Here is a 26484-nt window from a genome sequence, read left to right on the forward strand (position 1 = left end):
ATTGTAAGCGGTATCATCCATGCGCGGGAGGTGGGGCATATGATGGCTACGCTGCGAAAGTGGATTTCGCCGCGACTGAGCATTCAAGGAAAGATCTTTATCGCCTTCGGGCTGCTGACGCTTCTGTCGATCGTGTCGGTAACGAGCCTGGTCTATATGAACATGAGGGAGACGATCAAGCAGAATGCGATCACCTCGGTGTCGGACAGCATCCGGCAGGCTGATGAATCCCTGAATGTGATGCTGCGGGAGATCGATCGTTTGAATACCGTGGCAGTCACCAATGAAAACACGGTGATTGACACCATTCTAAGCCCGAACGAGGAGATCAGTTACGAATGGTTTCAGGAGCAGAAGCGGATTACGGAGTTTTTGTCAGGACTGATCGACTACAAGCCTTACATTTCAAGGATTGCCGTTATCGGGCTGAACGGTAAAGTATTCTTCTCGGGCAGCCCGTGGATCGACCGCACGTTTCTGGATACCCAGGCGATGGATTACATGCTGCGCAACGGAGAGCGCCACGCCTATTTCAAGCGTTCGGGCACGAAGGATGCCATCTCTGTCGGGCGGGTCATTCGCTATAATCGCGAAACGATTGGCGTCGTCATGGTAGACCTGAATTACGAGTTCATCCGAAATACTTACGGCGTGAAGCCGACCGCTGACAGCACGCTGTATGTGCTTGACGAGCAGATGGAACTGGTCTATCAGTCGGAATCGGCCCCTTCCGAGCTGTCCCCGTCCATGACAGAGCTGATCTACTCGCAGCCAGAGGCGATGGGGCAGGAAGAAGCGACGGAGCAGAGCATCAACGGCAAATCTTATATCGTGGTCACTCGCCATTCCCACTATACAGGCTGGACCACGCGGGCGCTGGTGCCGCTTGATTCACTGCTGAGCGAATCCGTCAGAGTTCGCAATCTGATGATTGAAGTGTCGGCGATCGTGATGCTTGTGGTGCTGATCGGAGCGCTGCAAATGTCCTCGCGCACGACACTCAACATTCGCCGTCTGAAGACGATGATGATGCGGGTGAAGGACGGGAATCTGGACTTTCCGAGAACCGAAATTGATACGAAGGATGAAATCGGCGAGCTGTACAGCGTCTTCACCGGCATGGTGGATGAGCTGAAGCGGTTGATGGAGGGGATACGCATTAGCGAACAGGAGAAGCGGGAGGCGGAGCTGACCGCGCTTCAAGCGCAGATTCGCCCGCATTTTCTCTACAACTCCCTGAACACGATCAAATATCTGGCCAAGCTGAACGGGGTGCCCAATATCGAAGAGGTATCCGGCTCGCTTGTTGAGCTGATGCGCGGAGTGCTTGGCAACGCGAATGAATATCTGACGGTGCGGGAGGAGCTTGATTACGTATCCTGCTATGTCGCGGTTGTCAAATACCGGTTTATGGAGCCAGTGCCGGTGCATATCCAGGTGGAGGATGATACGCTGCTTGAATGCATGATGCCGAAGCTGACGCTGCAGCCGATCGTCGAGAACGCGCTTATGCACGGGCTCGGTACATCGAACTCCGGCGGATTTGTTCTCATTCGTGTATACGGCGAGAACGGGGATTTGAACATCGACATTATGGACAACGGGAAGGGGATGACCCGGGAGCAGATGGACGGTCTGCTGGCCGGTCAGGGAGACGTTCCTCCCTCCCGGTTCAGCAGCATGGGGGTTCGCAACGTGCATGAGCGGATTGTACGCATGTATGGCGAGATGTACGGAATTAAACTGTACAGCGAGCAAGGGCTGTACACGAAGGTTGAAATCCGCATTCCCCGGATGAGTTCATCGGGTCCTGAGGCGAAGGAGGTAGGATAGCATGTATCGAGTATTGTTGGTAGATGATGAACCGCTGGTGCATCAGCATGTATGGTCCTTGGGCGACTGGCAGAGCAATGGATTCGAGCTGTCGGGCGAAGCATATAACGGCGAGATGGCGCTGCAGCTGATTGAGCGGACCCGGCCGCATATTGCCATCATCGATGTCAATATGCAGGGGATGAACGGGGTTGAGCTGCAGCGGGCGATCCGGTTGCAGTATCCGCATGTCCGGACCATTATGCTTAGCAGTTATGACGATTATGATTATGTGCGCGAATGTTTAAAGAACGGAGCGGTCGATTATTTGCTCAAGCATCGGCTGGATGAACAGATGCTGATGACCGTCCTGCACAAAGCGGCGCTGGAGGTACAGCCTTCTTCCGGCCCAGGCACCCGGGGCATCGCTCAGGCGCCGGAGGGAAGCAGCTATCTGCTGCGTCTGCGGGAGTCGCTGTCGGACTTGATGCAGGGAAAAGAGGGGGCCATTCAGGCACTGGAGCATTATACGCGTGAGATCGGAGTGTTTACGGATACGGTCAGTTATGTGACAGCGGCGGTCCAAATCGTCTCGTTCCGGCTGCTGACGGAATCCCGCAGCGACGTCCAGACGAACCGTCTGGTTCAGCAGGTGGTAGACCTGATGCAGCAAAGCCTCGGGGACCCGCCGGATCGGATGGCGGCCTATGTTGAGAACGGCCGCCTTGCAGCGGTCTTTGCTTTCCGGGATCGCAGCGAACAGGCGGCCGCAAGCGAAGCTGCCCGGTTGATGAGCAAGCTCCGGCATTCGCTGGAGCTGTTCCTCAACCTGAAATGCACGTATGCCATCGGGCATGTGTGCGGTCATCTCCGCAATATCGAGGCGAGCTACAGATCGGCCGAGCGCCTGCTGGATGCCGGCTCGCCTTCAGAGAAGCCCTGGCGCGGCAGTGAGCGAATCTCGCTGACGATTGAGGAGCACAAACGGCTGCTGCTTGCCATTGAGAATCTGGACAAGGAAAGGGCGCAGCAGCTGCTTGCCTCGATCTTCTCGTCCATTCGCGGACAACCGGTCCATTCCCAGCCAGTGCAAATGATGGTCAGCGAACTGCTGTCGATCGGTGAGAAGGCGCTGGAAAAAGGGCTGCTGCACGATGAAGACATGTCAGCAGGCAGCATGCCTGTGCGTGAAGCATTAGGGAGGATTGACAGCATGGACGAACTGGAGCAATGGCTGCAAAGCTACTATGAAGCGCTGCTTCAGCGGCTCGGGCGTCAGCGCGCCGGCGGTCCCTATTCAAGCCATGTATCGCAGGCGATCCTGCTCATTTTGGAGCAATATCCAAGCTACATCACACTGGAACTGGCGGCGAAAGCGATCGGTCTAAGCCCCTCGTATTTGAGCCGGATTTTTAAAGAGGAAACGAAGTCCACCTTCTCCGAATACGTCAATCGGGTGCGGATTGAGGCGAGCCGCAAACTGCTGGAGAGCGGGCAATATTCCGTGAAACAGATCAGCAGTCAGGTCGGCTTCGGCACGTACAACTATTTCTTCAAGGTGTTCAAGGAAATGACCGGCATGACGCCGCACGCGTATGTGAACCGGATCGGGAGAAAATGACCGTCAAATCAAATATGTGGAGTAAATAGTCATATTTTTATAATTTGCTGCCGAAATGGCTGCACTATAATGATTACACCAACACAGAAAACGCTTACAAATCATTCGCATTCATAGAAAAAAGGAGGTCACTACATGGTACGAAAACAGTGGGGGAAATCGGCGGTCAGCCTGATGCTCATAGCCGGGCTGGTGCTGGGAGGCTGCAGTTCAGGGTCAGGCAGCAAGGAGGCTGCACCGGAAGGGTCAGCGGCCACTGAGGTGAAGAAAGAAGGATTCCCGATTGTCGAGGAGCCGGTTCAGCTCAAAATGTTTACCCGGATCGCGCCGGTGAACGGGACGTTCAAGGAAATGCCGGTATTTCAGGATTACGAGCAGATGAGCAATGTGAAGGTGGAATTTATCGAGGCGCCGACAGACGGCTTCCAGGAGAAGAAAAACCTGCTGTTCGCCTCCAACGAGCTTCCTGACGCGCTGTACCGCTCTTCGCTGTCACCGCTGGAAGCGGTTCGCTACGGAGCTGGCGGCCAGCTTATTCCGCTGGAGGGTCTGATTGAGGAATATGCGCCGAACCTTACGCAATTGATGGAGGAGTACCCGGAGATCCGCGCGGCAATTACGACGCCGGAAGGGCATATATACGCGATCCCGGGGATCGTGACACTCGGCTCGGCACGGACGGACAAGAAGTGGATTAACACGGCATGGCTGGAGAAGCTGAATCTGGATATGCCTGAGACGACCGATGAGCTGTACGATGTGCTGGTTGCTTTCCGCGATCAAGACCCTAATGGCAATGGACAAAAGGATGAAATTCCGATGACCGCCCGCCTCGGGCTGCATATCGTCACGATGATGAGCGGGTCGTTCGGCCTGGATCAGCAGCTTGGCTATAACATCAACATCGAGGATGACAAGGTGGAAATCTGGATGGGCAGCGAGCGCAACAAAGAGATGCTGATGTATCTCAACAAGCTGTATACCGAGAAGCTGCTGGATCCGGAAGTGTTCTCGCATACAGAAGCGCAATATCTGGCGAAACAAGGCTCGGGCCAGACCGGGGTGTTCTTCGATCAGACGAACAACAATTTCCTGCCGATTGCCGATCAGTATGAAGGCATGTCGCCGCCGGCCGGCCCTCACGGAGACCGGATGCAGGCTCAGGCGTCGCCAATGCCGCGCGACTTTGGCGCTTTTGCCATCACCTCGGTGAACAACTACCCGGAAGTGACGATGCGCTGGATCGACTATTTCTATAGCGACGAAGGCTCGACGCTGCTGCGGTTTGGCCGTGAAGGCGAGCACTATGAGCTGAAGGATGGCATTCCGTACTACAAGGAAGCGTACTCCACTTCGGAGACACAGCCGAAGATCACCCCATACGCCGGTGGTGGCGCGCCGCATCTGATCAGCGAGCAGGTTGCTTCGTACATCAACCCGCCGCAGGTGCAGGAAGCCCAGAAGAAGCTGGATCCGTTCATGCCGGAGGTTCGCTACGCGGCACCGATGTTTGATGAGCAGACCGCGCAGCAGGTCAACATTCTCCGCAATGACATCGACAAGTACTATGAGGAGCAAAGCACGAAGTTTATCGCCGGCGCCCTCAGCTTTGACAAGTGGGGAGAGTTCCAGGAGACGTTGAAGAAGATGAAGATCGACGAGCTTCAGCAGCTGTATCAGGACGCCTACGACAAGATGGAGAAATAAGCGAGTTCATCGTTGGTAAGGAGTGGATGCTCATGAACATCAAGGAGGCCCCTGCGGGGGCCGATCTGTCTACCAGTCGTCCCAAGCGCGGCAGCCGTCTGCTCGTGCAGATGGCCAAACGATATGATCTGTATCTGATGCTGCTGGTGCCGATGGTTTGGTATTTGATTTTTCACTATGGTCCGCTGTACGGGCTGCAGATTGCGTTTAAGAACTTTAACCCGGCCAAAGGGATCACCGGCAGCGAGTGGGTGGGCTTCGAACATTTTACGCGCTTTTTCGATTCTTACTATTTCTGGCGGCTGCTTCGCAATACGCTGACGATCAATCTATTCTCCTTACTGCTGGCATTCCCGATTCCGATTATGCTGGCGCTGCTGGTGAACGAAATTCGCAGCAAAACCTTCAGCAAGTGGCTGCAAAATGTGACGTATATCCCGCATTTTATATCCGTGGTTGTTATCGTAGGGATCCTGACTGTCATGCTGTCGGCAAACGGACCGATCAACATGCTGATCCAGGCGCTCGGCGGTGATCCGATCCGGTTCATGGAGTCGGCCGGCTGGTTCAAGACGATTTTTATCGGCTCGAATATTTGGCAGAACATGGGCTGGCAATCGATCATCTACATCGCTGCTCTTAGCGGCATCAATCCACAGCTGTATGAAGCGGCCAAAATGGATGGAGCTTCCCGTCTGCGGCGCATCTGGCATGTTTCCTTGCCTGGCATCGTGCCGGTCATTGTCATTCTGCTCATCCTGGACGTAGGGCAGTTCATGAACATCGGGTTTGAGAAAATTTTGCTGATGCAAAACAATCTCAACCTTGAATCCAGCGATGTGATCTCCACATTTGTGTACACAACCGGGATATTAAAAGGGGAATACAGCTATACGGCGGCCATCGGGCTGTTCAACTCTGTCATTAACCTGACGCTGCTGCTGATGGTGAACCGCTTCGCGCGCAAAACGTCGGAGACGAGTCTATGGTAAAGGGGGAGGAGCTCCATGTCTCAGCGAAAGGCGGTTAAGAAACCGAAAGTCGCCATGTCTGACGAACGGTGGTTTGATATCGTTGTCTATGGCATCGCCGCAGTCATTATGGTGATTGTGCTGTATCCGCTGCTGTTTGTGGTCAGCGCCTCGTTCAGTGATCCGGCCAAGGTGCTCGGCGGAGAAGTGTGGCTGCTGCCCAAAGACGTGACGCTTGATGCTTACACCAACATCTTGCACAACGACAAAATCTGGCGGGGGTATGCCAATTCGATTCTGTACACCACCGTCGGAACGGTGATCAACATCTTGATGACGCTGCTGGCGGCGTACCCGCTCTCGCGTCCGGATCTCCCTTTGCGTAAAGGGATGATGCTGATTATTACGCTGACCATGTTCTTCAGCGGCGGCCTGATTCCGACTTACCTGCTGGTCAAGGACCTCGGGATGGTGGATTCGATGTGGGCGCTCATTATTCCAGGTGCTGTATCGACATACAACCTGATCGTGATGCGCACTTACTTCCAGTCCAGCATCCCGTGGGAGCTGCAGGAGGCAGCTCATATCGACGGCTGCTCCAATTGGCGGCTGCTCATCAGCATCATTCTGCCGCTATCGAAGCCGATTCTTGCGGTAATGGTTCTGTTCTACGCGGTAGGTCACTGGAATTCGTTCTTTAATGCGCTCATTTATATCCGGCGCGAAGAATTGTATCCGCTGCAGCTGGTGCTGAGGGAAATATTGCTGATCAGCCAATCGGACGCCGTCGATGGCAGTGTCGGGCTGGAGGATCGGGTGCTGCTCGCCGAGAGCATCAAGTATGCGGTCATCATCGTCTCAAGCCTGCCGGTGCTCATCATGTATCCGTTTGTGCAGCGGCATTTTGTTAAAGGGGTTATGATTGGTTCCATTAAAGGTTAAACGGCCAGGAGGGATTCGCTTGAACGCAAACGCAACGATAACGATCGACGGTAGACAGCCCAGCAAGCATACGATTCATCCATACTTGTTCGGGCATTTCGTAGAGGATATCCGCGACCATATGGACGCGATGCTGGCCTTCCCGCTCAAGGATATGGATTTCGAAAGCGATGCGGACGGAAGGACAGCGGTGTCCGGAAGTTGGAACGTTTACACGAACGGACGGAATACGAAGTATGCGCAGGAGGCGCCGGCTCCGGGGCATTCGGGTCGGGCGGTGCGCATCCGGATTTCAAGTGATGATGAGGCTTATGCAGGGATCGCCCAGAAGGCAGCGCTCAAGGGGCCGATGGAGTACACGGTCAAGCTGGTTGCACGGGCATCGATCGAGCTGAAGTATGTTATTGTGGAGGCAGCGGACCGGAAAACGGAGGAGCGGCTAGGGCTTGAACGCATCGACCTCGTTAGCCATGACTGGCAGGAGTACGAAGCCACACTGAACGTATCGCGGGCCTGCGCGGATGCGGAAATCCGGGTGTATGTCCCGGCCGATCACCCGAGGTGGCATGATCATGTGTCCACCGGGATGCTATGGCTGGATCATGTATCCTTGCTGCCCGCAGACAGCATCGGCTATGTCAAGCGTGAAGTGATGGATATGACCAGAGATCTGAATGCTGGAATGATGCGGCTGGCAGGCAACTATATCAGCGCTTACCACTTCGAGCATGGAATCGGCCCGGTGCTGGAACGGCCGGTTATGTACAATGAAGCGTGGGGGGGATGGACGAACAAATATTTCGGTACAGACGAGTTCATCCGCTTCTGCCGCGAGCTCGGGGTAGAGCCGATGATCTGCGTGAACGACGGCTCGGGCACGCCGGAGGAAGCGGCGAGATGGGTGGAATACTGCAACGGGGGAATCGATACCCCGATGGGCGCCAAGCGGGCGGCAAGCGGCCATCCGGAACCTTACCATGTCCGTTATTGGGAAATCGGCAACGAGGTGTGGGGGGACTGGCAGGTTGGCACCTGCTCTGCGGATCGGTTCGCCGAGCGCTGTGCTTCCTTCGCCAAGGCGATGAAGGAGGCCGATCCGTCAGTGGTTATACTGGCCTGCGGGCATACCGATCAGGACTGGAACCGGGCGGTGCTTGACATTGCAGGGGAGTCCATCGATTACTTGACGCTGCATTTGTACCACGGATTTGGCCGATTCGGCATGGATCGGAGAACGCCGGCCGAAGAGCGGTACAAGGCGATTGTCTCTTACTCCGAATGGACCCGGGAGGATATTCGGCAGACGGTCGAGCGCATTCAGGCGAATGAGAAGCATCGCCATGTGAAGCTGGCCATTACCGAGTACAATACGATGTTCTACCCGAACACCGTGCGCAAGGGGCTCCCGGATGAACACACCTTGGGAGCAGCGGTAGCCAACGCGGCCAACCTGAACGAAATGCTGCGGGCCAGCGATACCGTGCATATCGGGAGCTACTCCGACCTGGTGAACGGCTGGCTCGGGGGCTGCATCCGCGTGGGCGATTACTATGCCGATCAATATTGCGGCAAAGTGCCGGGATGGAGCGGCCGTGCCCTTACGATATACGGAACGCCGACCTACGAAGTATTGAAGCTGTACGCGAACCGGGAGATCCGGCGGACGCTTCCGGCCGAGGTCAAGTGCGGGACATTCTCTGTCCGCTCGAACAAGCCGGCCCCTTTCAATCTGGATGCATTGCCGGATCTGGACGTCACGGCGTGCACCAATGAGGACGGCAGCGTCATCACCGTATTTATGGTCAACCGCAGCCTCGAGGAAGTGAAGGTCGAGCTGAAGCTGGAGGGTGCCGAGCCGCTTGGGGATGCGCTGTTGTATGAAATTACGGGAGATTCTTTCGAAGAGATCAACTCCGTATTTGAGCCGGAACGGATTACCTGCCGGAAACGTGTACTCCCGGCAGAGGCATGGCAGCAAGGGTATCCGCTTCGTCCGACCTCGGTCTATGCCCTGGAATTGAAGACCAAGCAAGTCTAAACGCATTAGCAGAGCACGCGATTGTCACTTTGCAAGGATAAGGTGAATCGCGTGCTTTTTTTGTGCTGAACAGAACATGGTATTGGATCATCGGGTGTCCGTTTGGCTTCGAGGGTGGCTTTTATCGTGGACGGACAGATCAAGCTGATCGATTCCCCGCGTCAGCTGATGCTCAGGCAAGGGAGTAAGACGGTCCGCGTCGAGTATCGCAAAGGTGAAGAGCTCGCAGCTGAAGAATTCGCGCTTGATGGCATCGGGGGCAACGCTGCCTTTTTGCAGCTGATCAACCGCTACCCGGTGGAGACGATGCACTCTCAGGAAGCGACGCTGGAGCAGATTTTTATGGACACAACGGGGAGAAGCCTGACATGAGAGCGATGAACGCATTGATTTACGATATCCGCTTTCAGTTCCGGCATGGTTTTTATGCCGTGTATGTGCTGGTGAGCGCTTTATATGTGCTGCTGCTTTATTATGTATCGCCCGGTTATAAGGAGAGGACAGCACTGCTGCTTACTTTTTCCGATCCTGGGGCAATTGGCTTGATTCTTGCCGGCGGAATCGTGCTGCTTGAGAAGGATCAAGGCGTGCATGATAGCCTATTTGTGACGCCCCTGCGATTACATGATTATTTGCTTGCCAAGGCTTTGTCCATCGCAGCGATTTCGACGGTCTCAGCATGGGGGATTCAAGTGTGTGCCATCGGCCTGCCAGCAGCACCCGTTCCATTCACATTAGGCGTGCTGCTGACGTCTGCATTGTTTACGCTGTTGTCCATTGGGATCGTGGCGCGAGCGCGCAGCATGAACGGGTTTATCTGGCTGTCGCAGCTGTACTCGCTGCCGCTGGCCGTGCCGCTGCTCGGCCTGTTCCAGATTGGATCTTCTTCGCTATACCGGATTTTTCCAACGCAAGGCTCACTTGTGCTGCTGGGTGCGGCTCATGAACAGGTAATGATCGAGGAATATCTGTATGCGCTGGTTGTATTATCGATGGGCGTCGCCGCAGCGTACGGCTGGGCATACCGGTCGTTTGAACGGCGGGTATTGGCGCGGATTGGAAAAGGGGCGGACCTAACATGATGAACGCCCGGGCGCTGTTGAGAAACGATATTCGGCAAATGTTGAAAGATCCGATGCTGCTGGCCAGTGTAATTGGACCGCTGGCTGTGTTTGTTTTTGTACGCTATCTATTTCGTCCGCTTTCCGTATGGGTAGAAGGACGCTATGCCTTCGATATGATGTCGCATGCCGAATTCGCCGCGATGTTGTTGCTGACGGTCATTCCGCTGCTGGCCGGTGTGATGACCGGACTGTTGATGCTGGATGAACGCGATGAGAATCTGATTGCCTATTTCGCTGTAACACCGCTAACGCGCAAAGGATATTACCGTTATCGGCTGCTCCTGCCGAGTGGGCTCGCATGTCTGATGTCGGCGGTGTATTTGTTATTTGGCGGCATCGTCGATGTGCGTGTTGAGATGCTGTATCCTCTGCTGTTGACATCAGCTGAGGCACCTTGCATCGCTTTGTTTCTGGCCGCATTCGCTGCGAATAAGGTGGAGGGACTTGCGCTGTCCAAGCTGTGCGGACTGTTGTTTGTTGGACCTGTCCTGGTCTTCTTCGTACCTGGCCCCTGGCAGGCGGTTGGCATCATCCTCCCGACGTACTGGCCATCGGAGAGCTATCTGCAGGCAGCCTCCGGGGAGTCGGGGTTGGCAGCGGTGACGTTTGGCATCGGGGCTGCCTATCATATGCTGCTTCTCTATATAGCGGATCGCGCATTTGCGAAGCGGATGGATTAGCTGCAGGAATCAGGCGGTGATGTCGCAGCGGCAAATTGTCCTCAAGTTGTTGCACTGACGGTAGGCTCGACGATGGTAATCGTATTGTTTATGGTATCGAGATTAACGGTTGCCCCAATCGGCAATGCAGCTTTATACAAGCCGTGTCCGGTGGCCAGGTTCGTCATCAGCGGCTTGCCGAGAGGAACGAGGAACTCATTGATGACATCTTCATACGAAGTGCCGTAAGCGGCCAGGCAGCCCGTGCATTCACCCATCATAATGCCGATGCAGTCCTCGAACTTCCCGGCAAGCTTCAGATCATTCAAGTATCTGTAGACCGTATTGGTCGGCTCATGAGTGTCTTCAAGCACCAGGATTTTCCCGCGGGTATCGATCTCATAAGGAGTGCCGAGCGTATCGACAAAGGAGGTCAGATTACCGCCCACCAGCGGACCGGTCACATTGCCTGCCACCCGGCTGATCAGCGGCATCCCCGGCGGGTTCTCGATCATTCTCGTCATGGTGTAGAGGGAAGTCGCGGCAAAAAACTGATCAAAATTGTAAGCCGGCGTTTCCGGCTTGAAATCAATCAGCAGGAGACTGTGGAATGTCACTAAATCGGCATATTGATGGAGCGCGTTTAACAGCACCGTAATATCACTGTAGCCGGTCACGATTTTCGGGGATTGCCGGATCACTTGAAAATCGAGATACGGGAGAATGCCGGCTACACCTGTTCCGCCTCGCGTGGGCAGAATCATGTTCACCCGCTCGTCCTGAAACATCATCATCAGGTCAGAGGCCCGCTGCTGATCGGTACCGGCAAGAAACCCGTTTTGCGCATATACATATTGCCCGAGCACCACGTTGAACCCCATCGCCCTCACATTTTCGATCCGTGCATCAATCGTGCTTGCATCAAGCGGACTGCCCAGGGTGACGATTCCTATCGTGTCTCCGGGCTGTAACATTGGCGGACGTATCGGCATGGCCTTATTTTCCTCCCTTGATATTTAGAGAAGTTATAGTCATACCGATTATATTGGCAGAGTCCTTTGTGCAGTACACAAAAAGCGCGAAGGAACATACACGGAAATCATGGAAGACCCCAGTCATTTCCTCCTCAGAACAAATCCATCCTTTAAGGGCACGCTTGTCCCAGGGTATAACCTTAAGGGCCTCATACAATCAGCTCAAACCGATCCCCTAATATCAATTGCTTCGAGCGATGAATTTTCTTGCCGTCCGGACTGGAGACGGTGCTTCGTATACAGAGGAGCGGGTGACCCTCTTCAATATTCAAGTAAGTCGCTACATCAAACGAAGCGTATTCCATCACGATATATTTTCGCGATATGCCAAAGGCAATTTTGTATTTATCTCTTAAAATTTCGTACAGAGATTTGTGATTCAAATCCTCCTGCAGCAAGAAGGAATAAGACGAAGGCAGGCGTGTATACTCGACGGATACCGGGACATCGTCCGCATATCGGATTCTTTCAATATTGATGATTTTATCCCCAGGTTGTAACCCCAGATGTTCTTGATCTGCTATCGTTGCATCTTCAATGACCGATTTAATCACTTTAGCGCCAGGCTTCTTATTTTGCAGTCTGCAGGTATCGCTAAAACCAATGGTCTCCGCTACATTTTTCTTGATTCTGTCCTTCGTAATGAATGTACCTTTCCCTGGAATACGAACCAGGTAACCTTCAGAAGTCAGCGAATCCAAGGCAGCCCGGACCGTGACGCGGCTTACGTTATTGCTCTCGCTTAACTCGAGCTCCGTCGGGAGTTTGTCTCCCGGCTTCAGGACACCCGAATGAATGGATTCCAAAATTTTATCTTGAAGCTGTTTATATAAAGGGGCGGATTCAGAATGATCGACCATCAGTATTACCTCCGAACAATGTCATGTATTATATTGTTTTATTTTGATGTTTCTATTTTATAACAAAATGTACAATATGTGAACAGTACATACTGCGGTCGCATCGGGCTTATGCGATCATCTCCATCAAAAAAAGAAAAAACGCTATTGCTTCATGTATTACTTTGTGTTATTCTTTCTACGAAACATTCCAATACAAATCACCGGTGATTTTGTTGGATACAACATATGTATCATACAAAGGAGAAGAATATGGAAATAAAAGAAATTATCGAAAAAATTGTATCGGATAAAAAAGATGTGGGCGGTATTAAACAAGTATACTACGCAGCTTGTGGAGGTTCTTACGGCGCGTTTTATCCTGCAAAGACGTTTCTTGAGACCGAAGCAACTGAGATTAAAGTAGGGCTGTACAACAGCAATGAGTTTGTGCATAACACGCCTAGAGCCTTCGGAGAGAATTCGGTGCTCGTTGTCGCATCGCACAAGGGGAATACACCCGAAACGGTTAAAGCAGCGGAGATTGGCAAAAAAGCGGGAGTTCCAGTTATTGCGCTAACTTGGATCACCGATTCCCCGATTGCAGAGCATGCGGATTATGTCGTTAAGTATACCTTTGGCGAGGGCAAGGATATCGCTGGAGAGAAAACCATTAAAGCCCTGTTGACTGCGGTCGAGATTCTGAATCAAACTGAAGGATACACTCATTATGATACATTCATGGATGGCGTAGCCAAAATCGACCACATCGTTAAAAACGCTTGCAAGCATGTTGAAAAACGCGCGCTTACGTTCGCGAAAAATCACAAGGATGATAAAGTGATTTATACGATGGGAAGCGGTGCAGGCTTTGGAGCGGCTTATATGGAGAGCATTTGCATCTTCATGGAAATGCAGTGGATTAACTCGGCCAGCATTCATTCGGGTGAATTTTTCCACGGACCGTTTGAAATTACGGACGCCGAAATACCGTTTGTCCTTCAAATTTCCGAAGGCAGCACCAGAGCTCTGGATGAACGGGCGCTTCGTTTCCTGAACCGCTATGCCAAGCGAGTGGAAATATTGGACGCGAAGGATCTGGGTTTATCTACCATTGATAGCTCTGTGGTCGATTATTTCAACCATTCCTTGTTCAACAATGTATATCCGGTATACAACCAAGCACTGGCCATTGAAAGAGAGCACCCGCTTACGACACGCAGATATATGTGGAAGGTTGAGTATTAAAGAGGGGATATCTTATGACACAATACAAGGTTATCGGCATTGGCGACAATGTCGTAGATAAATATGTCCACCAGGGAATGATGTACCCTGGTGGAAATGCTCTGAATTTTAGCGCGTATGCCCGAATGAACGAGATGGAGTCAGCGTATTTGGGCAAATTCGGAAACGATCGAGTCGCTCAATACATTCAGCAGGTGTTGGATGAATTGGAGATCGAACATTCCCGAAGCCGGATCTTTGAAGGAGAGAACGGATATGCGCGGGTCACGCTGGAAGAGGGAGACCGCGTGTTTCTCGGCTCGAACAAAGGCGGGATTGCCAAGGAGAGGGCATGGGACTTCTCAGAAGAGGATCTGGAATATATTCGACAATTTTCTGTGATCCATACCAGTCTAAACAGCTATATCGAGCAGGATCTGGCGATTCTAAGGAAGTGTCAAGTCCCTATTTCCTATGACTTTTCGGTCCGCTGGAATGATGATTATTTGCAGCAAGTATGCCCTTATGTGGATATTTCATTTCTATCCTGCAGCCATTTGTCCGAGAAGAAACGGGAACAGGAGATGAGGAAGGCACAGCAGCTTGGCTCGACAATGGTGATTGGAACGGTTGGAGAAAACGGCTCCTACGCCCTTTATAAGGATCACTGGATCTACCAGCCGGCAGTGCTGACGGATACGGTGGATACGATGGGAGCGGGGGATTCCTATTTAACTGCATTTATTGTAGAGATGATCAGAGCCTCACGGGACGGACAGATTCTCTCCGGCCAGGACGATGAGATGCTGGACAAGATCAAAGCAAGCATGGAGAAGGGCTCCATATTTGCTGCGAAGATATGCCGGGTTCATGGCGCCTTCGGCTATGGAACCCCAATGATATAATGTTGCATCGGCTGCGTGTAAGCGCATTCAATAGGAGGTGGAATACTCGTGTTTTGGTTTCAACTGCTCATTATTATGATCCTGATATACTTCGGTGCTAGAAAAGGCGATGTGTTTATGGGGCTGCTTGGCGGAGTTGGGGTGGCGATGTTTGTCTTCATCTTTAATGTCCAGCCATCTGCGCCTCCCATTGATGTTATGCTGATCATTCTAGCGGTGGTGCTGGCGGCTTCCGCACTGCAATCCTCAGGCGGCCTTCAATTCCTCGTTCATATAGCGGAGAAAATGCTGAAGAAATCCCCTAAAAATATCACCATTATAGCGCCTGTCATATCCTGGTTGTTTACTTTTTTGTCGGGAACGGGACATGTTGTCTACAGTTTACTGCCGATTATGAATGAGCTCGCCATTGATAACAAAATCAGACCGGAGCGGCCGATTTCAAACAGCATCATTGCTTCCCAGCAGGCCATTACATGCTCGCCGGTTTCCGCAGCAACCGCAGCGATGATCGGTTTTATGGCTCCGCTTGGCGTTGGTCTCGGCACGATTCTGGCGATTGCAATCCCCGCCACGCTGTTGGGTGTATTGACAAGTGCGATACTCACAATCCGAAAAGGGAAAGAACTGGCGGATGACCCTGAGTATTTGCGGAGATTGGCGGAGGGATTAATCGTAAAACCGGAAGCGCAACAAGCCGAGAGTAAGAAAGCTTCCAAAGGAGCGAAGGCTTCGGTTGCAATATTCTTACTGGGTGTTCTTTTGATTGTGATCATGGGCATGTTTACAGAGCTGCGTCCATCCTGGGGGCAGGGCGAAGAAACCGTCATTTTATCGATGCCATACACGATCGAAATGATCATGCTGGTATGCGCCACATTAATTATTATCTTTGGACGTCCGGTGATTGAAACGATTCTGAACGGCCCGATATTCAGGGCTGGGGCGTTGGCGATGGTATGTGCCTTTGGACTGGCTTGGATGAGCAGCACCTTCATCAATGGACAAACCGATTTCATCCAGGAGCATGTAACCTCCATTGTACACGGACACCCGTGGACGCTGGCTGTGATCATGTTTATCGTGGCCGCTTTAACGACAAGTCAAGGAGCCACAACGTTAATTATGGTGCCGATTGCGATCGCATTGGACCTGCCTCCGTACATTATTATCGGGGCTTGGATGGCGGTGAATGCCAACTACTTCCTGCCGGTTGCATCCCAGTGTCTAGCTGCTATTTCCTTCGACACGGCGGGCACGACGAAAATTGGACGCTTTGTGCTCAATCACAGCTTTATGATTCCTGGACTGATTAATACGCTCATATCCGTGACCGTGGCTACTTTGATTGGAAGCGCTTTAATATAAGAGGCGAGGAAAGGAGGAGCTCCCGCATGATTCAGTTATCACAGGTCGCAGCTGCGAATTATCACTACAAACGATACTCCATGGACTACTTTTTGGACTCCGTCACGCGGCTCGGATTTCTTAATATTGAATTATGGGCATCTGGGCCGCATTTTCATCTGGACTATTTTACACCACAAGACGTAAAGGCGCTTCAGCATAAAATCAAAGAGAGAGGGCTAAAGGTCATCTGTTTAACGCCTGAACAGCATGTATATCCGGTAAGTATCAGTCATCCGGATCCGGAATACCGCAAAAGAAGCGTGGCGTTTTTCCAGAGACATATTGAAGCTGCTGCACTTCTGGAATGTGACAAAGTCCTGGTGACAACCGGAATCGCTTATTTGGATGCCGACGAGAATGAAGCCTGGAAATGGTGTCAGGAATCTCTGAGCGAGATTTGCAAAACCGCTGAGAAGGAGGGAGTCCTTCTTCCTATGGAAGCATTCACTTTCTATTCCACGCACGTGTTCAACCGAGCAGCGCACATTGCTAAGATGATACGCGAGGTTGGCAGCCCGAATTTGAAAGGGCTTGCGGATACGGATGTGATGGCGACCACGGGCAAGGATACTATCCACGATTTCATCAGGGAACTGGGCGATGATTTAAGCCATGTACATTTTGTTGACGGCAATCCCGGAGGGCATCTTGTGCCTGGTGAAGGCAAGTTAGACATGGATGAAGTGTTGAAGGCGCTTAATGAAATCGACTATAAGGGATACCTGGGGTTGGAACTGCTGGACCGAAGATATATTTTGGAGCCGGAACTCGCGATGAGGGACGCGCGAGCCTGGTTCGCGGAGCGCTTAGGAGAACATTAGGAGAAGGAGTGAGGCACCAATGAAAGCGGACATCTATGCACATGAAGGACAAGGGATTCAGTGCGTTTATAGAAACGAGAAGTGGCTGGTATGCATTAAGAACTGGAAACCGGACAACGATATCAACGGGCTGTACCGCTTGGAAGTTCACCGTGAAACTGATGAGCAATTCATCTTGGTTCATGGCCAAGCGATCCTCATTGTTGCAGATCGTAAGGATAATCAATTCGATATCGAACTGATCAGAATGGAAGCAGGCAAAGTGTATAATGTGCCTCAGGACATCTGGTTCTATACGATCATGGAGAAAGATGCAATCATGATGTATGTCCAGGATGCCAATACCACAGAAGAAAACAGTGAGTACTGCAATTTGAACGAAGCTGAGTTAGCTTATATCAGAGCCAGAGCTGGTGAAATTTTGAATACGTAAGTAACTCGTAGGGCCGATTCCTGAAGAAGGGATCGGCTTTTTTTATTGATTTTATATAACACTAGCGTAATCCGATATGCTAGCATAATATTATGATTACGCTTACATTGGTGACGAGAAGGCAATATGGGGGACGAGAAAAGGGTCATTGGTATATCAGTTCAGGCATGTTAAAAAGGAGGGGTGCAGCAATGCTGCAGGTGCTTCTGGTGGATGATGAGCCGTGGGTGCTTGAAGGGCTGCGGTCCATGGTGAACTGGCAAAGACACGGATTCGAGGTATGCGCGGAGGCGATGGACGGCTCCAGTGCGATGATGATGATAACCAAGCTGCGGCCGGATCTGGTGCTGACGGATATTCGCATGCCGGCTGTTAGCGGATTGGAGATGATTGAGCAGGCCCGGCGTACGATTGCCAAGCCTCCCCAATTTATCATTTTGAGCGGGTATGATGATTTTGAGTATGCCAAGATCGCGATGCGAAACCGGGTGGCTGATTATTTGCTCAAGCCGATTGATGAAGAGGAGATCGAGCTTGTGCTGGCCCGCATCAGCCAGCGAATAACCGAGGACCGCATCACCGCACAGCTCTGGTCTCATCAGCAATCGCTTGTGATCAACCATATGCTGAACCGGCTGGTTCAGGGCGAGAGCGATGAAGGGCTGGAGAAGGAAGCGGCAGCACTTCTTAAATGGCAGGAGGACACCGAGGTGCGATGTGTGTTGGTGGAGGCCAGTCCGCATTTGCACAGCCTGCTGCCGGCCATACAAAGGAGCCTGTCGTCTGCGGGGCGAACTTTTCAGGATAGCAGAAACCGGATTGGCATCGTTGTAAGTGCGGCTGACATGGCAAAATCGCAACTGGAGGAGCTGCTGGAGCAGATATGCCAGGAGTATTCCACTCCTGAACAGCAAGTGGTGCTGGCGGTGAGCGAGCGGGCGCACGGCTTGCGTTCTATCCGAAAGCTGTACAGACAGGCGCTGGACATTTGCACAGCCAAACAAAGTGAAGGGAAATCGGGGGTATATTGGCACTGTGCCCGCAGTGTCAGCGACGGAACGGAAGGCGGAGCGAAATACGGGGTGAAGCAGCTGTTGACTCAGATCGCGGCAGGACAATCGGATGGTATGAAGGCAGCGGCGGAAGAGATCTTTGCAGCGCTTGCGCGGAGCAGGTCGGGAATTCCGGCGGTTACCGCGTTCATTGCCAATCTGGAGCTGGAGCTGTGCCGTTACATCGTTCGCTCCGGCGGCGATGCGGATCTGTTCATGCAGCAGATGCGGGAGGGAGGCGGCGCATTGGCGGAACTGGAGGACTATGCAGCTCTCAAGGCGTATATGCTCCGGCTGTGTGCGGAAGCGGCCGACCTGTTCGTCCGATTGCAGCACGAGCATGAGCAGAACACGATACGGCAGGTGATTCAGTATGTGGATGAACAGTTTCGCTCGAAGCTGAAGCTGCGCGGTCTGGCTGACAGGTTCCATATGAACCCGGCTTATTTGGGGCAAGCGTTCAAGAAGCAGACCGGGATGCCTTTCAACGACTACATTAACACCAAGCGGGTGGAGGAAGCGAAGCGGCTGCTAAAGCGATCGCAGTTGAAAATATCCGATGTCGCCCGTCAGGTTGGATATTCCAACACCGATTATTTTATAAGCAAGTTCAAACAGGCTACCGGCGTGCTGCCCTCGGTATACAAGCAGCATGACGGGACGGGCAAACCGGCGGATTGAGCCATAGCGGGGGCGGTGTACAGATGCGCAGAAGATTCAGGCTGCGGGGATGGATTAATGATATTCCGTTAAGGTACAAGTTTTTGCTCGTTTTCCTGGTCGGGGTACTGCTGCCGATTCTGGTGATTCATATTCTGCTGATGGACCGGATGTCCGGTTTCATCATGGAGCGGGAGCAGCAGAACCTGGATATTTCGATGGAGCGGGCTCGAAAGGATATTTACGATTTTATCGAGGGCGGCGTGGCCGTCAGCCATGCGCTCAACACGGATAAGGCACTATATGAGATGCTGGACCGAACCTACACTGGCCCGATCGATTTTTACGACACGTTTGACGAGAAGCTTCGGAATCGGGTAGCAAGCTACATCCCGGTGAATCGCCAAATTTTAAGAATCGGAATCTTTACCGACAATCCGACCATTGTGCCGGGCGGAAACTACTATGTCATTGATGACGAGGTGAAGAACAGCGAGTGGTACCGGTTGTGGAGAGCATCGGAGCATCCGGTCACGGTCGCTTCATACCAGGCAGCGCAGACGAACGACCGAACACAGACGGTGCCGTTCCTAAGTGTGATTGAGCAGATGGACTATTATGATTCCTATAGCAGATACAACAAGGTGCTGCGGATTGATATTGATCTTGGCATCATCTATGAAGTCATTGCCCGTGAGCGAAATTATTTGGATTTATATCTGATCAACGAGCAGGATGAAATCATTATGTCCGTAGCAGGCTACCGCAAGGCAGGAACGGAAGGGTATCCCAAATTTGAATTTACAGAGGACCTTCTGCAGCAGGGGGCCGAGATCGTGTCGATTGGCAGCGCCCGCTACGTCAAAGGCTGGCGTCTGATCGGAATACCGCAAGGAGCAAGGGTGGCTAATGCGATGTTTGAAATGCGGCTGTATGTCGGTCTGCTGGCCATTGCGGTGACGCTGATTGCATCGATTTTTATCTATGTGCTCCTCCGATCGTACCACTACCGGGTGAAGCGATTGTCCCGACATATGCACAAGGTGACCAATGAGAAGTTCGACCTGATCGAGATCGATGAGGGACGTGATGAGATCGGCGGGGTGATCCGCAATTTCAACCGGATGACCACGAGGATCAACTCGCTCATCAACAATGTATACAAACTGGAGATCCAGAAGAAAAGCCTGGAGATGGAGCAGGTGCGGGCAGAACTGAACTTTCTGCAAAGCCAGATGAATCCGCATTTTCTGTTCAACACGCTGAATGCCATTCTGGTGGTCTGCACGAAGCATCAATATACGGAAGTGACGGACATCATTAAGAGTCTGTCCAAGCTGCTGCGCCGTTTGCTGCAGTGGAAGGAGGATCTGGTCACGCTTGAGGAAGAGATGATGTTCATCGAAATGTATTTGAAAATCGAGAAGTTCCGTTTCCGGGACAAATTTGAGTATGAGTTCGACATCGACGAGAAGACGCTGGGCTACAAAATTCCGAAAATGAGCATCCAGCCGCTGGTGGAGAACGCCTGCAAGCACGGGATTCAAACGGTCAAGTCGATGGGGCTGATCAGGGTTACAGCTTCGGTGGCGGATGCCATGCTGCGCATCGTCATCTCTGATAACGGCAAAGGCATTGAGCCGGAGAAGCTGCGGGAGATGCTGGTATCGATGCGCAGTGAAAATGCGCATGGCAACAGCGTTGGCATTCGCAATGTGTACCGCAGACTTGAGCTGTATTATAACGATCAGGTTCGTTTTGACATTCGAAGCAGTCTGAATGAAGGAACCCATGTCTCCTTCGACATTCCGCTTCAGCTGCTGGACAATCCGGATTCGAATCAGGGGGAACTCTAATGGGAAACACGGTGTTCAAAGTGCTGTTGATTGACGATGAGCCCGGAGCACTGGAAGGGATGCAGCTGTGGATTGATTGGGCAAAGCTCGGGTATGAAGTATGCGGTAGCTGCGAAAATGGTGTGGAAGGTCTCAAGCTGATGGAGCAGCTGCGGCCCGAACTCGTCATTACGGATGTCCGTATGCCCTTGATGGACGGACTAGAGCTGATCGAGGCGTGGAGGCAACGAGGGGGCTGGCCGGTCCGGTTTGCCATCGTCAGCGGGTACAGCGAATTTCAATACGCGCAGAAGGCGTTACGCTTTGGCGTCTCCCACTACTTTCTCAAGCCGATTGATGAGGAAAGTGTGTCGGAGGAGCTGAGAGGGATTTACAAGGAACTGCTGGGCGAACAGGAGCGTCAGCGCATCCACCGGATCGCTTCCTATGAAGAAGCGGTGACCGCGATTGAGAGCCTGCTCTATCCCCAGTATGCGTCTGCGGAGAAGCAGAGAGTCATTGATCGCCTCTCCGAGCTGTGTGAGGCATGGAATGTGTGTCTGATCCAGGCGGATGCACAGAGACGAATGGAGCTCAAGGAGCGTCTGCTGTTCGCTCCCCATGATCCGAGGGCATCGTACTGGATTGATCTGGATAACACCGGATCGGCTCTTGTGTTCGGGTATGCCCCGAATGAAGACGGGCCGGACGGCATAGGCCGCATTCAGCGACTGGCGAGTGTGGCCGGCAGCTCGCGGGAATTCATCGGATTAGGAAGGGGCACGCCTTCCCTGCGCGGGATTGAAGCCAGCTACCGCGAGGCGAAGGAGTTGCTGCAGCTTCAGTTTTATGAATACGTGCATACCGGAATCAAGCGGCGCAGCGCTGTACAGCTGCGAGCCTTCAACTATCGCTACGACCAGGTCAGTCAGGCGGACCGCATCATCACCGCGCTTCAGCTGCTCGATAAATCAGGCTTCGAGGAAGCGGTATGGGCTGCGGCGCGGCATTTCCGCGATGAATGGGTTGCGCCCGAGATTGTCATCCATTTTGTGGCCCATTTGTTTTTCCAGATCAGTGAGCTGGTTAAAGAGATGCCGGACGCAGCTGAACGTCTTCTGGAGAAATACAATCCGTCCCGCATCCCGGGCCAGGCGGTAATGATGGATGATTTGATCGATCAGCTGCGTGCATTCGGATTTGAATGCATCGATCTGCTGCTTGAGGAGAACATGCGTGTCTCCCAAGGAATCATTCACGACATCAACCAATATATCCGGGCCCATTACCGCGAAGCCTTGACCATTAAGAAGCTGGCGGAGATCTTTTACCTGCACCCGGTGTATCTGGGGCAATTGCTCATGAAGAAGAATGGTGTCGGATTTAACGAGTGGGTGCATAACCTCCGGATTGAGGAGGCCACCCGGCTGCTTCGGCTTAACCAGTATAAAAACAGCGAAATCGCGGAACAGGTAGGCTATGTGAATTACAGCCAGTTCCTGAAACAATTCGAGAAACGATTGGGAATGTCCCCTAATGAATACAAAAACAGGAACTAAAGTTTTTAGGGGTAATGCTTTAATTGTGTTATAGTTTCGCGCTTGGCAGCGCTTTTACAATAAGGATAAGTTATTGAAAGGGCTTTCAGTCCCTGGAATAACCATATCATTTCGGAGGTGCTTTATATGGGGGGAAAGAATAAGTCGGTACTCCGGTTCAGCATGATGCTGCTGCTTTCGCTTGGTCTCGTACTATCGGCTTGCAGCGGCGGTAACAACCAGGGAGCTGCCAAGAACGATAATAACGGACAGGCAGCCGGGGATAATGTTGCGAATGGAGTCGAGCCGTTTGAAATTTCGGTTTTCATCGGTCAGCCCGACCAACAACCAACACCTGACAACAAGATTTATAAATTAATCAGGGAAAAGACAGGAGCATCCTTCAAATTCGAGTTCCTGGCAGGCGATATTGACCAGAAGCTCGGCGTTATGATTGCAGGCGGCGATTATCCGGACATGATGACAGCGAATCAAAAGCTGACAGCTGCCGGTGCCTTTATCCCGCTCGAGGATTTGATTGAAGAACATGCGCCAAACTTGAAGAAGCATTATGAGAAGTACTGGAACATGATGAAAGACCCGAATGACGGTCATATTTACAATCTTCCAAACTACGGTGTAACGAATGCGGACGTTACCTCGTCTTGGTATTCGGGCCCGGCTTTCTGGATTCAGAAGGACGTGTTGGCAGAGGCGGGATATCCAGAGGTTAAAACCTTGGATCAATATTTTGACTTGATTAAACAATACAAGGAAAAGTATCCGACCATCGACGGTACGCCGACGATCGGCTTTGAAATTCTGAACTATGACTGGAAGAACTGGGGGCTGTTCAATGCTCCTCAGCATTTGATTGGTCATCCGAACGATGGCGGTGTGGTCGTTAAAGACGGCAAGGCGGAAATTTTTGCCGACAAGGACTATGCCAAACGTTATTATCAAAAGCTGAACGAAATGAATGCCCTGGGTATTATCGATAAAGAAGCGTTCACCCAGAACTTTGACCAGTATATGGCAAAAATATCCAGCGGTGCAGTTCTTGGTATGTTTGACCAGCACTGGAACTTCCAAAGTGCAGAGGACGCGCTGATTACTCAGAAGAAAGATGAAAGAACGTATGTCGGTCTTCCGCTTGTATTTGATGAAGGCATCCGGGATCATTACAAAGATCGTCCGGCTTTGAACCTCAATAACGGTTTCGGGATCACGGTCAACGCATCCGAAGAGCAGGCGATTCGAATTATCAAATTGTTGGATACGCTGATTCAAGAAGATTGGCAAAAAATCTTGTCCTGGGGGATTGAAGGGGAAGATTACATTGTCAAGGACGGCCGCTTCATGAAAACGCAAGAGCAACGCGATCAGTTTACCGATGCAACCTGGAAGCTCGCGAACAAAGCCGATTCTTTCCACGGTCAAGCACCAAAAATGGAAGGTTTATTCTCGGACGGCAACGCTACAGATGCCGCTGCCCAGCCTGAAGAAATGGTAGCCGCTTTGAGGGAGTATGACAAGAACTTCCTTGCCCAATACGGTTTCAACAGCTATGTTGACTTCTTCAGTCCGGCTCCTGAGAACGACATCGCTTACCCGGCATGGTCTGTCGACCTGGTAGACGGATCTGAAGCGAAAATCGTGAATACGAAGCAAAATGAGTTGTCCACGAAGTTCTTACCGAAAGCCATTCTTGCTAAACCAGAAGAATTCGACAGCGTCTGGGATGAGTACGTCTCTGAAATCCGCAAGCTCAACATCAAGGCTTATGAAGATCGGATTAATGAAGTGCTGCAATGGAGAAGAGACACTTGGTCTGTTAAGTAAGGCAACGGAAGGTAGATGAATCGGAAACGGGAAGGCTTCATGCCTTCCTTGTTTACGAAATATGGGGTTTTGGGGAGAACAAACTTATGGAAGAGACCTTTGTCAAAGACTCTGCCGTCCGGAAGCCTAAGACAAACAAGAAAATCACCTGGGCCGTACTCAAAGAACAGAGACAGTTGATCTATATGTCGGTGCCTCTGATGGCTTACATCATCTTGTTTGCCTACGTTCCTATTTGGGGATGGACCATGGCTTTCCAGGACTACAAGCCGGCTAGAGACTTTAGTGAACAGACGTGGGTAGGATTTAAACATTTCGAATTTCTTTTTAAGGATGAAAGTTTCCTGCAAGTGCTTCGCAATACGCTCGCAATGAGTGTTATCAATATGATTCTCGGCTTTACGACTGCAATTATCCTTGCATTGCTACTGAATGAAATCAAGAAAGTGGTTTGGAAAAGAACCGTACAGACGATCTCCTATCTTCCGCACTTTCTATCCTGGATCATCGTAACCGGGATTGTGGCGACGAGCTTGGCTTCGGACGGAATCATCAATGATATCCTTATGAAGCTGCATCTCATCAAGGAGCCGATCCAATGGCTCAGTGAAGGCAAATACTTCTGGGGAATCGTCGGGGCGTCGCATGTTTGGAAAGAAGTCGGCTGGAATACGATTATATATTTGGCTGCGATGGCATCCATCGACCCGGCGCTTTATGAGGCTGCCGATATGGACGGGGCAAGCCGCTATCGGAAAATGTTCCATGTCACTTTGCCGGGCATTAAGCCAACGATCATCATTCTGTTGATCATGCAGGTCGGTCACATTCTGGAAGCAGGATTCGAGGTTCAATACTTGCTGGGCAACGGCCTTGTTGTCGACTGGTCGCAAACGATTGACATTTTCGTGCTGAAGTACGGGCTTGCCCAAGGAAATTACTCATTAGCAACGGCTGCCGGTATATTTAAAACGGTCGTTAGTGTGACGCTGTTATTGATTGCAAACGGAGTCGCGAAACGGCTAGGGGAAGAGAGGCTGCTATAATGGCAAATCAACCAACCAGCCCTGGGCCAGCAACTGCTGCCGCAGCGCCTAAATCCGTCAGAAAAAAAAGAGTAGAGCCGATCCTTTTTAATACGTTCAATACCTTGTTCATGATAGGTCTTGTCATTGTCACATTATATCCGTTCCTGAACACGATCGTCGTTTCCCTGAATGCGGGGAATGATACGATCCGGGGCGGAATCTATCTCTGGCCGAGGGAATTTACTTGGCAGAATTACAAGGCGGTATTTGCTTCGGGAACGATATATGATGCGTTCTGGGTTTCCGTGGCACGAACGGTGCTTTCAACGCTGCTGAATCTGGTCTTGACCACGATGCTGGCATATACGCTGAGTCGTCGGGAATATGTGTTCCGCAAGCCGATTACATTGATCTTTATTCTGACGATGTACTTTAACGCCGGTTTGATTCCTGGATATTTTCTGATGAAGGACTTGCACCTGCTGAATTCATTCTGGGTATATGTAATCCCGTCGATGATCAGCGCATTCAATATGATCGTTATCCGGACGTATATCGGAACGATTTCGGAAAGCTTGGTCGAATCGGCAAGAATTGACGGAGCCGGGGATTTTAAAATCTTCGTCCGGATCATCTTCCCGCTGTGTAAGCCGGTGCTGGCAACTATTGCGCTTTTCGTGGCCGTGGGAGCTTGGAACTCCTGGTTCGATGCATTCATCTATACCTCCTCCCGCCAAGAGCTGAGCACTTTGCAGTATGAGCTGATGAAGCTGCTGTCATCCAGTATGAACGCGAACAGCAATCCGGCAGTGGCTGCCGGAGCCGGGATGACGCAGGACGCTGCTGTGAACATGGTAACGCCGATTTCGATTCGCGCTGCCGTAACGGTCGTGGCATCCGTGCCGATTCTTCTGGTTTATCCATTTGTGCAAAAGTATTTTGTTGTCGGTCTGAATGTCGGCGGTGTCAAAGAGTAAGCAGACACA

General features: G+C 51.7%; 22 protein-coding genes. 20 read left to right on the forward strand and 2 right to left on the reverse strand.

Features of this window, described 5'->3' with window-relative positions:
• The first annotated feature begins 39 nt into the window (after positions 1-39).
• From CHH75_RS06145 to CHH75_RS06185, 9 genes are all read left to right on the forward strand, one after another.
• Complete coding sequence (locus tag CHH75_RS06145; protein WP_095397734.1) at positions 40-1833, forward strand: sensor histidine kinase; 1794 nt, start codon at positions 40-42, stop codon at positions 1831-1833.
• A gap of 1 nt (position 1834) precedes the next feature.
• The gene (locus CHH75_RS06150; RefSeq protein ID WP_095397735.1) at positions 1835-3433 is read left to right on the forward strand and encodes a helix-turn-helix domain-containing protein; all 1599 of its coding nucleotides are present in this window, start codon (positions 1835-1837) and stop codon (positions 3431-3433) included.
• A gap of 135 nt (positions 3434-3568) precedes the next feature.
• Positions 3569-5140, forward strand: coding sequence for an extracellular solute-binding protein (locus tag CHH75_RS06155; protein ID WP_095397736.1), 1572 nt, complete (start codon positions 3569-3571; stop codon positions 5138-5140).
• A 32-nt stretch (positions 5141-5172) separates the two neighbouring features.
• Entirely contained in the window at positions 5173-6132 is a 960-nt protein-coding gene (locus CHH75_RS06160; protein ID WP_095264130.1) for an ABC transporter permease, read from the forward strand.
• Between the two features lie 15 nt (positions 6133-6147).
• Positions 6148-7053: a carbohydrate ABC transporter permease gene (locus CHH75_RS06165; protein WP_095264132.1), complete on the forward strand. Its 906-nt coding sequence runs from the start codon at positions 6148-6150 to the stop codon at positions 7051-7053.
• 19 nt (positions 7054-7072) lie between these two features.
• Entirely contained in the window at positions 7073-9091 is a 2019-nt protein-coding gene (locus tag CHH75_RS06170) for an alpha-L-arabinofuranosidase C-terminal domain-containing protein (protein ID WP_095397737.1), read from the forward strand.
• 126 nt (positions 9092-9217) lie between these two features.
• A complete protein-coding gene (locus CHH75_RS06175; RefSeq protein WP_176475482.1) occupies positions 9218-9463 on the forward strand; it encodes a hypothetical protein in 246 nt (81 codons plus the stop codon).
• Positions 9460-10173 (forward strand): fluoroquinolone export ABC transporter permease subunit, encoded by a 714-nt coding sequence (locus CHH75_RS06180; RefSeq protein ID WP_095397738.1) that lies wholly within the window; start codon positions 9460-9462, stop codon positions 10171-10173. The genes CHH75_RS06175 and CHH75_RS06180 overlap by 4 nt, the downstream gene beginning before the upstream one ends.
• Positions 10170-10895, forward strand: a complete 726-nt coding sequence (locus tag CHH75_RS06185; protein WP_230875675.1) for a hypothetical protein — start codon at positions 10170-10172, stop codon at positions 10893-10895. Before CHH75_RS06180 ends, CHH75_RS06185 begins: the two co-directional genes overlap by 4 nt.
• Before the next feature lie 41 nt (positions 10896-10936).
• Here the strand turns inward: CHH75_RS06185 and CHH75_RS06190 are convergent, their stop codons facing one another.
• Together CHH75_RS06190 and CHH75_RS06200 are read right to left on the reverse strand one after the other, a co-directional pair.
• Positions 10937-11866 carry a S66 peptidase family protein gene (locus CHH75_RS06190; protein ID WP_095264143.1) on the reverse strand — a complete coding sequence of 310 codons (930 nt, stop codon included), beginning with the start codon at positions 11864-11866 and terminating at the stop codon, positions 10937-10939.
• Positions 11867-12057: 191 nt separating this feature from the next.
• Positions 12058-12768, reverse strand: a complete 711-nt coding sequence (locus CHH75_RS06200) for a GntR family transcriptional regulator (RefSeq protein ID WP_095264144.1) — start codon at positions 12766-12768, stop codon at positions 12058-12060.
• A 252-nt stretch (positions 12769-13020) separates the two neighbouring features.
• Between CHH75_RS06200 and CHH75_RS06205 the strand changes: the two genes are divergently transcribed.
• The 11 genes from CHH75_RS06205 (at position 13021) to CHH75_RS06255 (ending at position 26475) form a co-directional block, all read left to right on the forward strand.
• Positions 13021-13995, forward strand: a complete 975-nt coding sequence (locus CHH75_RS06205; protein ID WP_095264146.1) for an SIS domain-containing protein — start codon at positions 13021-13023, stop codon at positions 13993-13995.
• A 14-nt stretch (positions 13996-14009) separates the two neighbouring features.
• Positions 14010-14879 (forward strand): fructoselysine 6-kinase, encoded by an 870-nt coding sequence (locus CHH75_RS06210; RefSeq protein WP_095397740.1) that lies wholly within the window; start codon positions 14010-14012, stop codon positions 14877-14879.
• Positions 14880-14927: 48 nt separating this feature from the next.
• A complete protein-coding gene (locus tag CHH75_RS06215; protein ID WP_095397741.1) occupies positions 14928-16247 on the forward strand; it encodes an anaerobic C4-dicarboxylate transporter family protein in 1320 nt (439 codons plus the stop codon).
• A 26-nt stretch (positions 16248-16273) separates the two neighbouring features.
• A complete protein-coding gene (locus CHH75_RS06220; protein ID WP_095397742.1) occupies positions 16274-17110 on the forward strand; it encodes a sugar phosphate isomerase/epimerase family protein in 837 nt (278 codons plus the stop codon).
• Positions 17111-17129: 19 nt separating this feature from the next.
• On the forward strand, positions 17130-17543 hold the full coding sequence (locus CHH75_RS06225; protein ID WP_095397743.1) for a cupin: 414 nt from the start codon (positions 17130-17132) through the stop codon (positions 17541-17543).
• Between the two features lie 191 nt (positions 17544-17734).
• Entirely contained in the window at positions 17735-19276 is a 1542-nt protein-coding gene (locus CHH75_RS06230; RefSeq protein WP_095397744.1) for a response regulator, read from the forward strand.
• 23 nt (positions 19277-19299) lie between these two features.
• On the forward strand, positions 19300-21111 hold the full coding sequence (locus CHH75_RS06235; protein WP_095397745.1) for a sensor histidine kinase: 1812 nt from the start codon (positions 19300-19302) through the stop codon (positions 21109-21111).
• Positions 21111-22649, forward strand: coding sequence for a response regulator transcription factor (locus CHH75_RS06240; protein WP_095264161.1), 1539 nt, complete (start codon positions 21111-21113; stop codon positions 22647-22649). The genes CHH75_RS06235 and CHH75_RS06240 overlap by 1 nt, the downstream gene beginning before the upstream one ends.
• 126 nt (positions 22650-22775) lie before the next feature.
• Positions 22776-24470 carry an extracellular solute-binding protein gene (locus tag CHH75_RS06245; RefSeq protein ID WP_095264163.1) on the forward strand — a complete coding sequence of 565 codons (1695 nt, stop codon included), beginning with the start codon at positions 22776-22778 and terminating at the stop codon, positions 24468-24470.
• An 86-nt stretch (positions 24471-24556) separates the two neighbouring features.
• Entirely contained in the window at positions 24557-25516 is a 960-nt protein-coding gene (locus CHH75_RS06250) for an ABC transporter permease (RefSeq protein ID WP_095264165.1), read from the forward strand.
• Positions 25516-26475, forward strand: a complete 960-nt coding sequence (locus tag CHH75_RS06255; RefSeq protein WP_095264168.1) for a carbohydrate ABC transporter permease — start codon at positions 25516-25518, stop codon at positions 26473-26475. Before CHH75_RS06250 ends, CHH75_RS06255 begins: the two co-directional genes overlap by 1 nt.
• The last annotated feature ends 9 nt before the right edge of the window (positions 26476-26484 follow it).

The organism is Paenibacillus sp. 7541 (assembly GCF_002276395.1).
Classification (GTDB): domain Bacteria; phylum Bacillota; class Bacilli; order Paenibacillales; family Paenibacillaceae; genus Paenibacillus_AQ; species Paenibacillus_AQ campinasensis.